Below are 12,188 nucleotides of genomic sequence, written 5' to 3' on the forward strand. Positions count from 1 at the left end.
CAGGAAGTTGTATCGGGAGGGTCGTTATTTAACGGCTTTTGCAACTTCGTCCTGAATGCTGGTCATGATAGTACCCAGGTCTCCACCGATAATACTGGCTCCCGCGATAACCACCACCGAGATCAGTCCCGCAATAACCGCATATTCGATCGCTGTCGCCCCTTCCTTGTCGGCCGCGAACGCCTTGGCCATGCAGAACAGTTTCAGGGACAGGTTTTTTATTTTCAGGTCCATCGCGGGTGCTCCCTCGAATACCACCGGGGCGGCGCCCCGACTTCATCGTCAGGCTAGGCGTCGTATGGCTGAATGCAATTGTTCAAATAGCGCTAATACAAAAGTTATAACCCTCTCGGCATATAAATAATTGCAGGTCGTAAATTTAAGCGGCGTGGTTGACGCTCTAAACACAGCTACTAGATTCAGCCATGGCACAACTGAAAACTGATTATGAGAAATGGTTCTTATCGAACTTCCTCGCCTGGCCGAAACAACAATAAAGGTCTGAAGGACAAACTCCGGTGCTGCCGGTAACGGACTTCTTACGACAAGGCCGCGGACCCTCCGGTCCGCTTTTCCGAGATTGCCCAAGGATGTGGTCATGAATAGCAAGGTGCTGATGGTATTCGCCGGGCTGTTGCTGGTGTGCGCCGGTGTGGTGGGGTATCTCGGACTCAAGGTCGGCAAGCCGGCCGCGCCGGTTGCCGGCGTGGTGCAGGAGGTAGCACCGGCAGCAATGGCCGAAGCCGACAAGCTGCAGCGCACCGCTGTGGTGGTGGCCGCCCGTGACCTGCCGCCCCTGGCGGTGATCGGTAAGGACGATGTCAGCGTGGAAATGCTGCGCACCTCTCCCGCCGGCAGCTTTCCCAAGCCCGAAGCCGTGATCGGCCAGCGCGTCTGGGTCGCCGTTCCGGCGGGCAATATCCTCACCTCTGCCGTCACCGAACCGGGCGGCCCTCTGGCCCGTACCATCCGGCCGGATGAGCGCGCCATGGCGATTGCCGTGGACGAGGTCATCGGTGGCGGCGGCTTCGTGCTCCCCGGCGATTACGTCGACGTCATGCTCTTCGTCCAGGACCAGCAGAGCACTGAGCGCAGCCTCAGCGCCCAGGTGGTGCTGCCGGGTGTGCGGGTGCTGACTTACGGCGAGCAGATTGCCGTTTCCACCGATGGCCAGGCACGCAATGCCGGCGACCCCAAGGACAAGACACCCAAACCGCCACGCACTGCCGTGCTCGCTGTGCCCGCCGAAGCCGCCTCGCGCCTGATGCTCGCCAGCCAGGCCGGCTCCCTGCGCCTGGCGGTGCGCAGCAAGGATGAGAACCTCTACGAGAAGGAACAGCAGGGCCGCTATATCCAGGCCTCGCTCGGCTCCGCCGGCAGCCAGCCGATCACCCTCGAACAACTCATCGGCAAGCCGCGCCAGGCGCCGGCCCCCGCCGTGCGCCAGGTTTCCGCGCCGCAGGTCGACGCCGGCGTGGTGGTCTACCGAGGCACCACCGTTACCCGTGAAGCACATTGAGCAAGGAGTGCATCGATGTCCAAGCGCTTCATTCTTCCCCTGGTTGCTCTGCTGGCTTGCGCCGTCCACTCCGCGGCGCAGGCCGTGCCGAGCGCGTGCGCAGGCTTCGCCGATCAGCAACTGAATCTCGACGTCGAGCAGGGCGCCCAGCGTGACCAGCAACTGCCGGTGCCGATCAAGCGCCTGGCCATCGGCGATCCGAACATCGCCGACGTACAAGTGCTCGACAAGCGCGACTTCCTCGTCACCGGCAAGGCCGAAGGCCTGACCAGCCTGCTGATCTGGACCGCCTGCAGCGACCAGCCGATGCGCACCGTGGTGCGCGTCGGTGCGCGGGCGGTGAGCGACGTGGCGGGTGCAACCGGCGTCGGCGCCGGCAGCCTGCCCAACCAGGTGCAGACCGATATCCGCTTCGTCGAAGTCAGTCGCAGCAAGCTCAAGCAGGCAAGTACGTCACTGGTGCGGCGCGGTTCCAATACCTTCGTACTGGGCTCGCCGGGTAGCCTGGGCAACATGCAGGTCGGCACCGATGGCACGCTGGATGGCTCCTTCGGCAACTCCAACGGCGGCTTCAACATCATCTGGGGTGGTGGCAGCAGCAAGTGGCTGGGCTTCATCAACGCCCTGGAAGGCAGCGGTTTCGCCTACACCCTCGCGCGGCCCAGCCTGGTGGCTACCAGCGGGCAGACGGCCTCGTTCCTCGCCGGAGGCGAGTTCCCGATTCCGGTGCCCAATGGCGACAAGGACACCATCACCATCGAGTACAAGGAGTTCGGCGTGCGCCTGACCCTGACGCCGACGGTGATGAACGACAAGCGCATCGCCCTGAAGGTCGCCCCGGAGGTCAGTGAGCTGGACTTTTCCAGTGGCATCCGCACCAACGACATCGCCGTGCCCGCGCTGACTGTGCGGCGCACCGATACCAGCGTGATGCTGGCCGACGGCGAGAGCTTCGTGATCAGCGGACTGATCAGCAGCAGCACCATCAGCAATATCGACAAGTTCCCCTTCCTCGGCAGCATCCCGGTGATCGGCGCGTTGTTCCGATCTTCGAACCTGGACAAGGACGACCGCGAACTGCTGATGATCGTCACCCCGCACCTGGTGCAGCCGCTGGCCGTCAATGCCGCGCTGCCCAAGCTTCCTGGCGAAGGCCTGCGCGACTACGACCCGGGCTTTGGCGAGTTCTACTTCCTCGAGGACGGCCGCTTCGACAAGCGCAAGGCCAGCAGCGGGATGTCGCACTGATGGATACCTACGAAGCGCTGACCCGCCAGAGAGCGGGAGGCAAGGCAAAGCAAGGGAGCACGGGCATGAGTCAGACTTTCGTGGCGCTGGTCCAGCATCCCGGCGAGCAGGAGTGGCTGCAGAGCAGCCTGGCCGGCTGCGGGCAGGTCGTCCTGGCCAACAGCGGTACGCTGGAAGAACTGCTGTCGCTGCTGGACGTCACCGGTGCGACGGTCCTGTTCACCAGCCTGAACAAGGCCAACCTGGTCTCCCAGGGTTCGCTGATCGAGGGGCTGGTCTCGGCGCGACCGCTGCTCTCGGTCGTCGCCGTCGGCGACGGTCTGGACAACCAACTGGTGCTGGCTGCCATGCGCGCAGGAGCCCGGGACTTTGTCACCTACGGCGCCCGTGCCAGCGAACTGAGCGGGCTGGTCCGACGTCTCGGCGGGCGCCTGCCCACCGTACCGGTGAGCGCCACCCAGCAGGGCGAACTGATCAGCCTGATCAGCGCCCGGCCCGACGCCGATGGCGCCTTCGTCGCCCTGCACCTGGCCCTGGCGCTGCAACGCCAGGCGGACCACCGCGTGCTGCTGGTGGATATCGGCCAACCCACCGGCGAGGCGCTGGCGATCCTCGGCATGGAACCGTCATTCACCTTCGCTGATGCGCTGCGCAACCTGCGCCGGCTGGACCAGACCCTGATCGACAGCGCCTTTGCCCGCCACGAATCCGGCCTGCGCGTGCTCAGCCTGTCGGACGAACCCGGCGTGCTGGAGCGCATCACCACCGCCGAGCTGTACCTGCTGCTGGGCAACCTGCGCAGCGCCTTCAGTCATATCCTGATCAACCTCACCGGCGTTGCCGAAGGCGAACTCAGCGGCCAGCTGCTGATGCAGGCCAACCGCGTGCTGTGGCTCGTGGACCAGAGCGTGCCGTCGTGCAAGAAAGGACTGGAGCGCCTGCGCCGCCTGCGCGAACGCACGCCAGCGCTGCCGCGTATCGAGCTGCTGATCGAGCGTTACTGGGCCTCGGTGCCACCAGACGCCCCGGCGCTGGGCAAGATGTTCGGCCTGGAACTGTTCGGCGTGCTGCCGGCCTCGCCCGAAGCCCGCCTGCGTGCCAAGAACGTCGGCCAGAGCCTGTTCGACCTGGCCCCGCGCGACCCGCTGACGGTGAAGCTGCGTGACCTGGCTGAGGCGCTGGGTGCGGGCGTGGCGGAGAAGCGCGGATTGTTCAGCTGGATCGGCCGGGCGAAGGCCGCGCGCTCATGAGCCAGCACTATGGCGGCGGTCACGGCCGCCACGACCAGGACCTGCAGACGCTGAAGATGCGCCTGCACCGCTACATCATCGACGAGATCGACGAAGATGGCATGAACCTGCTGGAGGGCGCGCGGCCGGCGGTGGCGCAGTACGTCTCCGAGAAGGTCTGCGAGTACGCCTCGCGCCGCCAGCTGGCGATCTCCCGCTACGAACTGGACCGCCTCGCCGAGGAGGTGGTGGACGAACTCACCGGTTTTGGCCCGCTGGAAATCCTCCTGCGCGATCCGGGCATCTCGGAAATCCTGGTCAACGGCCCGGACCGGGTGTTCATCGAGCACGAAGGCCGGCTCTACCAGAGCGACCTGCGCTTCATCGACGACCACCATGTGCAGCGGGTAATCCAGCGCATCCTCGCGCCGCTGGGCCGGCGCCTTGACGAGTCCAGCCCGATGGTGGATGCGCGCCTGCCCGACGGCAGCCGGGTCAACGCGATCATCCCGCCGGTGGCGCTGGACGGGCCCTGCCTGTCGATCCGCAAATTCAGCAAGGAGCTGCTCAAGAGCGCCGACCTGCTGGCCTACCAGAGCGTCGACGAAGCCATGCTGGCGTTCCTCCGCCAGGCGGTGGCGAGCCGTTGCAACATCCTCATCAGCGGCGGCACCGGCACCGGCAAGACCACGCTGCTCAACGTCATGAGCAGCTTCATCGACGAGCGCGAGCGCATCGTTACCATCGAGGACACCGCCGAACTGCAGCTGGGCCACGACCACGTGGTGCGCCTGGAGACCCGTCCGCCGAATGCCGAAGGCTTCGGCGAAGTGACTGCCCGCGACCTGATCCGCAACGCCCTGCGCATGCGCCCGGACCGCATCATCCTCGGCGAGATCCGCGGCGTCGAAGTGCTCGACGTGCTGCAGGCGATGAACACCGGCCACGATGGCTCGATGAGCACCGTACACGCCAACTCGGCGATGGATTCGCTGTTGCGCCTGGAGATGCTGGTGGGACTTACCGGCCAGCGCGTGCCGGAGCAGACCCTGCGGCAGATGCTCTGCTCGGCACTGGACATCATCGTGCAGATCACCCGCCTGTCCAACGGCCGCCGCTGCGTCAGCGAAATCCTCGAAGTGCTGGAGGTGCGTGACGGCGTCTACGTCACCAACTCGCTGTTCAGCCTCGACCGGCGTGGTACCGGGCAATTCGTCCGTACTGCCCAGCCAGGCGGCATCAAGTTCCGCCAGGTGCTGCTGTGAGCGGCGCCCTCTGGCTGGTCGTGGCCAGCCTGGCGCTGGCGGCGCTGGGCCTGGGGCTGGCGGGCATGAGCTGGCGCGCGCGGCACCACGAGCTGGTGATGCGCCGCCTGAGCGGAGAGACTGTGGTGGCCGGAGGAGCGCGCGCTCGCAGCAGCCACTGGCTGGCGCGGCGCATGCGGCGTGCCGGCATCTCTGACATGCGCGGCTGGGTCCTGGGTGCCGTCGTGGCTTGTCTTGTGCTGGGGCTGTTCGGACAGCGCCTGGGCGGGCCGGTGGGCGCGCTCTGCGGTGTCGGGGTGGGAGTGCTCGGCTTCCATGCACTGCTCAATCTGCTGTACCGGCGTCGCCTGCAGAAAATGATCCGGCAGATGCCCAACTTTCTCGACCAGGTGGTGCGCAGCCTGCACTCGGGGCGAACCCTGGGGGATGCCATCACCCAGGCGGTGAATGCGGCCGACGACCCGCTGCGGGAAATCTTCTCGCTGGTGAACAACCATGTGCTGCTGGGCATCAGTCTGCCCGAGGCGCTGCAGGAGGTGGCGGAGCTCTATGACGTGGAGGAGCTGCACGTGCTCTCCCTCGGCGTGGCGGTCAACCACCGTTATGGCGGCAACACCACTGACCTGCTGGAGAACATCATCAAGGTCATCCACGAGCGGGAGAAACTCGGCCGCCAGCTGCGCGCGATGACCGGTGAAACCCGCATGAGCGCCCTGGTGCTGGCGCTGCTGCCGATCAGCCTGGGCGCCTACATCCTGTTCAGCAATCCGGGCTACCTGATGAACATGTGGCACGACCACGGTGGCCGCCTGATGCTGCTGACTTCCCTGGGGTTGCAGGTGCTGGGGTGCTACACGCTCTGGCGCATGCTCAAGAGCATCTGAGGAGGCCGGCATGCCCCTGATGTACGGATTGATGGCGGTGATCCTGGCCCTGGCGGCGATCCTCCTGCTGCTCTCGCAGAGCCGCACGGCCGGTCGCGAACAGCGCCTGATCGAGCAGCGCCTGGGCGGCGATGCAACGCCGCACGGCGCTGGCCAGCGCATGGCGCGGGCATTCGACCGGATGAGCGAGAGTGGCCTGGGTCGGCGCCTGCAACTGCGCGATGAGGAAGTCCGGCTGCTGCTCAACCAGGCCGGCTGGTCCGGCAGTACGCCGCGGCGCATCTACCTGATGTCGATATTCCTGGTCCCGCTGCTGTTCGTGGCCATCGTACTGGTGGTCCTGGCCACGCCGGGGCACGCCCATACCTCTCCGCTGCTGCCCTTGTCCTTCGCCGCCGGGATCGGCTTCCTGCTGCCCAAGCGGGTGCTGTCCTACTTCGCCGGCAAGCGTCGGCAGCGCCTGGCGGACGAGGTGATCCTGTTCATCCAGCTGATCCGCATCCTTTTCGACTCCGGTCTCACGGTGGAGCAGAGCCTGCGGGTGGTCAGCCGGGAAGGGCGGAGTATCGTGCCGGTGCTGGTCGAGGAACTCGACGGCGTACTGGCGCATGCCGAAAGCGGCCTGGACCTGGCGGACGAGCTGGAACTACTGAGCAAACGCCTGGCGGTGGGGGAACTGAGCGACTGCTGCAACGTACTGCGCCAGATGCTGCGCCAGGGCGGCAGTGCTCGCGGATCGCTGCTGACGCTCAAGCAATTGTTCGAGGATCGCCGCCTGACCGGCCTGCAGGAAAAGGTCAGCAAGATGTCGGCGAAGATGAGCCTGGTGATGATGACGCTGCTGTTCCCGGCGCTGCTCATCATCCTCGCCGGGCCCGGCTTCCTCGCGATCACCAAGGCCCTGGGGAGAATGGGATGAGAAACGCGTGCTTGATCGGCCTGCTGGGCCTGACCCTCGGCGGCTGCGCCAATCTCGACAGCCTGGGTGGCGGGCCGAGCGTCGGGCAGAGCTGCGACGAGAAGCTCGGCCAGGCGGTGGAACTGCAGCTCAATCTCGCCCGCGAGATGCTCGACAACGGCCGTGCCCACGCCGCCCTGGCCAACCTCGAAACCCTGCCGCCGAACTCGCTGGAAGTGCGCGAAAGCAAGGCGCTGGCCCTGCGCCGCATCGGTGATCCCAAGGCGCGCATCGTCTACGAAGGGCTGTTGGGTACCTGCAAGTCCGCCGAGGCCCACCATGGTCTGGGGCAGATCGCCATGCGTGGTGGCAATACCGTGGAAGCCGAGCGCGAGCTGCGTGAAGCGGCGCGCCTGCAGCCCACCGACAGCGCGCTGCGCAACGACCTGGGCTACGTCCTGCTGCGGCGCGGCGAGCTGGAGAAGGCGCGCTTCGAGTTCATCACCGCGATGGAGCTGAACGAACATGACAAGCTGCCGGCCACCAACCTGCTCAGCGTCATGTTTATCCAGGGCGAGAACAGCGAGGCCAGCCGGTTGATCCAGAGTGTCGGGCTGTCCGCCGACCAGGTCCGCGCGGCTCAGGATCAGGCGAAGGACCTGCGCCCGGTAAGCCCCGCCAGCCCGGCCAGCCAACCGGCGGTGCAGGCCGAAAGTGTGAGTTACGTGGACGATGCGGTGGAAGACGCGCACCCGGCCCAGGTCGAGTCGACCCCGGCGGTGGCGCGCGACGCCAAGCTGCTGGTCAAGGCCCGCTGAGGTGGGCAGGGAGGGAAGGATGAAGACATGGATTATGGCCGGCGCACTGCTGGCGACGCCGATGCTGGCCCAGGCGGTGGAGACCACCCACACCGAAGCCGGTACCACCGCTCGTGACCAGCAGGAAGTGCTGACCTGGCTGGACCTGCAGAGCAGCGGAAAGGCCGCTTCGGCCCACCGGCAGAGCGCCACGCCGGCCGAGCGCGACCGCGCCTACCAGCGCTACCTGAAGAGCTATACCCACGAGATTCCCGAGTACCTGCTCGACGACAACAACGGCTTCAGCACCGACAAGAACTGATCCCTTCCGGAGGCTGCCATGGGACGTGAACGGCAGCGAGGCGCAATCGGCGTCATGGCGGCGGGAACGCTGCTGCTGGCGCTGATCTGCCTGGCCCTGGTGATCGACACCGGGCGCCTGTACTTCGAACAACGCAAGCTGCAGCGTGTGGCGGATATGGCGGCGCTGGAAGCGGCCACCCAGGGCGGTATGTGCGGCTCGCAGCTGGCCACCGACATCCAGGGTTACGTCACCGCCAGCGCGGCGAAGAACGGCTTCGTGCCCGGCACCGGCGACACGCTGGTCGGGACACTGGGCAGTGTCAGTTTTTCTGCCGGTTACGGCAGTGCCGATTCTCAGCGAGTTTTCAGCGCTGGCGGCAACCTGGCGGATTCCGTGCGCGTGCAGGCCACCCACAGCGTTCCCTCCAGCCTGGTACTCAACGTCGCCAGCCTGTTCAGCGGTGCGTCGAGCACTACGGTGATCAGTGCCCAGGCCGTGGCACGGCGCTCGGCGATGGCGGGAATTTCCGCGGGTAGCGGTGTGCTGAGCCTGGACTCGAGCAACTCGCCGTTGCTCAATGCCCTGCTCGGCGGGCTGCTGGGCACCAACCTCAACCTGGACGTGGTGACTTACCAGGGCATCGCCGGGGCCAACGTCTCGCTGCTTGCCCTGAGCCAGCAGCTCAAGGCCGCCGGGGTGAACCTCGAACTGGGCAAGATCGACAGCCTGCTGGGCGCCAACGTCACCGCGGCACAGCTGCTCCAGGCCATGGTCAACGCGGCGGACTCCTCACAGCTGGCCGGGGTGAATACGGCGCTGCTGCGTACGGCGCTGGCCACCATCAACGTACCGACGGCGCAACTGACTCTGGGGCAGATTCTCAGCGTGGTGGCGCCGGACAGCGTGCGCGATACGGCGCTCAGTGCCGGGGTCAATATGCTGGACCTGCTGATGGCGACGGCGCTGGTGGCGAACAAGAACAACGCGGTGAACCTCGATCTGAAAGGAAAGAGCATCGCTGGAGTTGTGCCGACCGTGAAGTTATGGGTCATCTCCCCGCCGACCATCGCCTATGGGTATCCGGGCAAGGACGGCGCCGGAAACTGGCGCACAGTGGCGAAGAACGCTCAAGTGCAATTGGAGGTAGGGGCCAACGCCAACCTGCTTGGGTTGAATCTGGTTAGGCTGGCGCTGAGCCTCAAAGTGGGGGTGGCGGAGGGTTATGCCGCGCTGGACACAATTCAGTGTGGAGGCGTGGGCAAACCAGTCACGGTCAATGTGAAGGCGCGGCCGGGCGTAGCGAGCGCCAGTCTCGATGCCAATGTCAGTCTGCTCTCCGGCGCCAATGGCAGCCTGGTTGGGGTGACCATCACCAACACCGGTACGGGAGCTACAGGTAGCAGCACGTCGACGTCTACCCAATTCGCCATTCCAGGAGAGCAATCCCTCAGCTTCCTGGTCAGCAGCCCTGCCGATCTGCCCAGCGCGGTAAAAAGAGTACAGAGCCCATTGGGATCATCGCTGGGGACGGGGCTGACCAGTCTGGCGAATTCCCTGACCATCAAGGTTGAGGCAGGCGGTAACTGCAACAACATCCTCAGTTGGCTGCTGTGTACATTGAGCAGTCTGGTGAGTTCGATTGCGCAGCTTGCTCTCGATCTCACAGGTGCAGTGGGTGCACTGGTCACTGCGCTCGGCCAGCAACTGATTGATCCATTGCTGGCCTTGTTGGGCATCCAGACCGGCATCCTCGACGTGCGCCTGATCGACCTCCAGACCGGCGGCGCGGAGCTGCTGATCTGAAGATCGTCAGAGGGTGAGGCGGACTCAGTGCACCGCGCTGCTCTGCGACGCGCTGGGGGAGATGGCGAGGGCGAGCTGGGTGCGGTTGTGCATGTGCATCAGCCGCAGCACCTGGGAGACATAGAGCTTCACGGTGTTCTCGGTGATCCCCAGGTCGTAGGCGATCTGGTAGTTGGTCAGCCCTTTGCTCACCAAGCGCGCCACTGCCTGCTGGCGCGGCGAGAGCTTGTTGAACAGCGGGTTGTTGACCACCGGCGTCATCTGCTCGGCGTTGCTCGGCGCTGCGCTGGCCGCAGGCTCGGGCTGTTCCTGCTTGAGCGCGCCGCTGCTGGCCGGCTGGCCGCCGCCACCATGGACTTCATACTTGATCTTGTGGATATCCCGCGAGATCGAGTTGAGTGATTCGGCGAGGTATTCCAGGCGCTGGTTCACGTGGCTCAGGCTGAGCTGGCTGCGGATGCGCTCGTGCAGGCGCGCCTCCAGGCGTTCCAGGCCCTTGAGCAGGTCCATCGGCGCTACCGGCTTCTGATAGTAATCGGCGACACCGACACGCATGGCCTCGATCACTTCCTGGCTGCCTTGCTGGCCGGTGAGGATGATGGTCTCGAAGAACCGCGTAGCGCCGGCCACGTCCTTGAGCGCCTCGACCACGCGGATGCCGTTGTCGCGTCCCAGACCCAGGTCGCAGATCACCAGGCCGATCGAGGCGTCATCGCGGAACTTCTGCAGGGCACTGTCCTTGCTGTCGCTGACCACGCAGCGGTAGCCGCTGTTCTCCAGCAGTTCGGAAAGCTCCGCAGTAACCTGAGGCTCGTCATCGATGACCAGCACGCTGAAACGGCGATTGGCCGTTTTTTCCATGACTGCACGCTCCTTGAAGGATTGCTTCCATTATTTTTATCGTCCGGCCGTTCAATTACCGTAGCCGAATCGTCCCATCAGGTGATGGATGGTATTAACCCTTAGCATATAGTCGTTAAGTTTGGACTCTGCCAATTGTCGGAATCATTTTTATTTGAGGAGCGAGAGGGTCGTCAGAAGACCGGCGAACAGCGCGAAGATGAACGGAAATGACTTGAACTTTGACGGTTGCAGTTTGGTTAATTGCGATTTGCAATTAGCCGGTACTTTGTCCGAATCAATCAAAAGTTTGCTGGCGAACATCAGCACTACACAGAACAGGCAGGCCACCGCCAGGGTGTACAACACCGTCAGCGGGTCGCTGGCCAGGCCCAGGGCGATCAGTATTTTCACGTCGGCCGCGCCCAGCTTCCCCAGCCAGTAGCCCGGCACGCTGAGCAGCGCCGCCAGTAGCGCGGCAACCCCCGCGGCAAGCGGCGCATAGCCCGTCAGCGTGTGGCCCGTGACCAGCAGGAACAGCAGGGCGGCCAGCGCCCCGCCCAGGGTCAGCCAATTGCTGACCCGCAGCCGCGTGAGGTCCTGGCTGGCACAGACGGCGAACCAGCCCAGCAGGCAGAGTTTGAACAGCATCGAGAATATCCTTATCCCGGAACGGCGACTTCGAAGCAGGTTAGGGGAGTTTTAAGGTATCCCGCACTCCAGCGCCATATTGCAATTGAAGCCATGGGTAATCGAGTTTGGCTCGTAACGTTATTCCGATAGGCCATGAGGGCGAATCGTGGAAGAGCGCCTAGTATTGCTGGAGAGCGGTATTTATCCGACGGCGAGTATCTTCAGGAAAGTTTCGCTGTGCCGACAAGTTGAACGATCATTCAAGTTGGAAGTTGGTCCGGGAGTATTTCGCATGAACGGAGTCGGCAGGCGTGGCACTCAACGAGGCGCGGTGGCTATCGAGTTCGCCGCCGTATTCGTGCTGTTCTTCGCAGTTCTCTACGGACTGCTCGGTTATTGCGTGCCCCTGCTGATGCTGCAGTCGTTCAACGATGCGGCGGCGGCGGGCGCGCGAGTGGCCGTCTCGGTGAATCCCCAGGCCGCGGGTGGTTACAGCGCCGCCCTGAAAGCGGCTGTGGATAACGCCGTGACACAGCGCCTGAGCTGGATGCCGGCGAGTTGGCGCAATGGCTGCTACAGCGGGCAGTTCATGGATACCCCGGTAACCGAGACGGTCTCGGGACGCCAGTACACGCGCGTCCGTGTGTGTGTCAGCTATCCCTACGCCACCTCGCCCATCGTTCCGCTGCTGACCCTGCCGGGAATCGGCACGGTGCCGCGCCTGCCCGACGTGCTCAGCGGCACCGCCAGCGTCCTGCTCTGAGGTAC

13 protein-coding genes are annotated in these 12,188 nt (G+C 64.7%); 10 read left to right on the plus strand and 3 right to left on the minus strand.

All coding sequences use genetic code 11. From position 1 onward, the window contains the following. Positions 1-24: 24 nt before the first annotated feature. A complete protein-coding gene (locus IB275_RS06005) occupies positions 25-222 on the minus strand; it encodes a Flp family type IVb pilin (RefSeq protein ID WP_192290638.1) in 198 nt (65 codons plus the stop codon). Between the two features lie 376 nt (positions 223-598). On the opposite strand from IB275_RS06005, the gene cpaB reads away from it, so the two are divergent. The 9 genes from cpaB (at position 599) to IB275_RS06050 (ending at position 9,947) form a co-directional block, all read left to right on the plus strand. Continuing rightward, the gene (cpaB, locus tag IB275_RS06010) at positions 599-1,519 is read left to right on the plus strand and encodes a Flp pilus assembly protein CpaB (protein ID WP_192289911.1); all 921 of its coding nucleotides are present in this window, start codon (positions 599-601) and stop codon (positions 1,517-1,519) included. A gap of 15 nt (positions 1,520-1,534) precedes the next feature. Further along, a complete protein-coding gene (locus IB275_RS06015; protein WP_192289909.1) occupies positions 1,535-2,767 on the plus strand; it encodes a type II and III secretion system protein family protein in 1,233 nt (410 codons plus the stop codon). Positions 2,768-2,832: 65 nt separating this feature from the next. Further along, complete coding sequence (tadZ, locus tag IB275_RS06020; protein WP_045209663.1) at positions 2,833-4,017, plus strand: type 4b pilus Flp biogenesis protein TadZ; 1,185 nt, start codon at positions 2,833-2,835, stop codon at positions 4,015-4,017. Then, positions 4,014-5,261, plus strand: a complete 1,248-nt coding sequence (tadA, locus tag IB275_RS06025; protein ID WP_081517525.1) for a type 4b pilus Flp biogenesis ATPase TadA — start codon at positions 4,014-4,016, stop codon at positions 5,259-5,261. The genes tadZ and tadA overlap by 4 nt, the downstream gene beginning before the upstream one ends. Further along, entirely contained in the window at positions 5,258-6,145 is an 888-nt protein-coding gene (locus IB275_RS06030) for a type II secretion system F family protein (protein WP_192289907.1), read from the plus strand. The genes tadA and IB275_RS06030 overlap by 4 nt, the downstream gene beginning before the upstream one ends. Before the next feature lie 10 nt (positions 6,146-6,155). Further along, positions 6,156-7,064 carry a type II secretion system F family protein gene (locus IB275_RS06035; protein ID WP_192289905.1) on the plus strand — a complete coding sequence of 303 codons (909 nt, stop codon included), beginning with the start codon at positions 6,156-6,158 and terminating at the stop codon, positions 7,062-7,064. Further along, positions 7,061-7,861: a tetratricopeptide repeat protein gene (locus IB275_RS06040; RefSeq protein ID WP_192289903.1), complete on the plus strand. Its 801-nt coding sequence runs from the start codon at positions 7,061-7,063 to the stop codon at positions 7,859-7,861. The genes IB275_RS06035 and IB275_RS06040 overlap by 4 nt, the downstream gene beginning before the upstream one ends. Before the next feature lie 19 nt (positions 7,862-7,880). Next, positions 7,881-8,162 (plus strand): DUF3613 domain-containing protein, encoded by a 282-nt coding sequence (locus tag IB275_RS06045; RefSeq protein WP_192289901.1) that lies wholly within the window; start codon positions 7,881-7,883, stop codon positions 8,160-8,162. A gap of 18 nt (positions 8,163-8,180) precedes the next feature. After that, the gene (locus IB275_RS06050; protein ID WP_192289899.1) at positions 8,181-9,947 is read left to right on the plus strand and encodes a pilus assembly protein TadG-related protein; all 1,767 of its coding nucleotides are present in this window, start codon (positions 8,181-8,183) and stop codon (positions 9,945-9,947) included. A 24-nt stretch (positions 9,948-9,971) separates the two neighbouring features. On the opposite strand, the gene IB275_RS06055 is transcribed toward IB275_RS06050, so the two are convergent. Then, positions 9,972-10,808, minus strand: a complete 837-nt coding sequence (locus IB275_RS06055; protein ID WP_138212347.1) for a response regulator transcription factor — start codon at positions 10,806-10,808, stop codon at positions 9,972-9,974. A gap of 150 nt (positions 10,809-10,958) precedes the next feature. Next, positions 10,959-11,438 (minus strand): prepilin peptidase, encoded by a 480-nt coding sequence (locus IB275_RS06060; RefSeq protein ID WP_285886538.1) that lies wholly within the window; start codon positions 11,436-11,438, stop codon positions 10,959-10,961. A gap of 274 nt (positions 11,439-11,712) precedes the next feature. On the opposite strand from IB275_RS06060, the gene IB275_RS06065 reads away from it, so the two are divergent. Continuing rightward, positions 11,713-12,183, plus strand: coding sequence for a TadE/TadG family type IV pilus assembly protein (locus IB275_RS06065; protein ID WP_192289897.1), 471 nt, complete (start codon positions 11,713-11,715; stop codon positions 12,181-12,183). Positions 12,184-12,188 lie beyond the last annotated feature (5 nt).

The sequence above is a fragment of the Pseudomonas sp. PDM21 genome (assembly GCF_014852505.2).
Classification (GTDB): Bacteria; Pseudomonadota; Gammaproteobacteria; order Pseudomonadales; family Pseudomonadaceae; genus Pseudomonas.

What these genes read in the sequence shown, in the direction of transcription:
- cpaB (WP_192289911.1), top strand. Translation starts at nt 599, where the DNA reads ATGAATAGCAAGGTGCTGATGGTATTCGCCGGGCTGTTGCTGGTGTGC.
- IB275_RS06015 (WP_192289909.1), top strand. Translation starts at nt 1,535, where the DNA reads ATGTCCAAGCGCTTCATTCTTCCCCTGGTTGCTCTGCTGGCTTGCGCC.
- tadZ (WP_045209663.1), top strand. Translation starts at nt 2,833, where the DNA reads ATGAGTCAGACTTTCGTGGCGCTGGTCCAGCATCCCGGCGAGCAGGAG.
- tadA (WP_081517525.1), top strand. Translation starts at nt 4,014, where the DNA reads ATGAGCCAGCACTATGGCGGCGGTCACGGCCGCCACGACCAGGACCTG.
- IB275_RS06035 (WP_192289905.1), top strand. Translation starts at nt 6,156, where the DNA reads ATGCCCCTGATGTACGGATTGATGGCGGTGATCCTGGCCCTGGCGGCG.
- IB275_RS06040 (WP_192289903.1), top strand. Translation starts at nt 7,061, where the DNA reads ATGAGAAACGCGTGCTTGATCGGCCTGCTGGGCCTGACCCTCGGCGGC.
- IB275_RS06045 (WP_192289901.1), top strand. Translation starts at nt 7,881, where the DNA reads ATGAAGACATGGATTATGGCCGGCGCACTGCTGGCGACGCCGATGCTG.
- IB275_RS06050 (WP_192289899.1), top strand. Translation starts at nt 8,181, where the DNA reads ATGGGACGTGAACGGCAGCGAGGCGCAATCGGCGTCATGGCGGCGGGA.
- IB275_RS06055 (WP_138212347.1), bottom strand. Translation starts at nt 10,808, where the DNA reads ATGGAAAAAACGGCCAATCGCCGTTTCAGCGTGCTGGTCATCGATGAC.
- IB275_RS06060 (WP_285886538.1), bottom strand. Translation starts at nt 11,438, where the DNA reads ATGCTGTTCAAACTCTGCCTGCTGGGCTGGTTCGCCGTCTGTGCCAGC.
- IB275_RS06065 (WP_192289897.1), top strand. Translation starts at nt 11,713, where the DNA reads ATGAACGGAGTCGGCAGGCGTGGCACTCAACGAGGCGCGGTGGCTATC.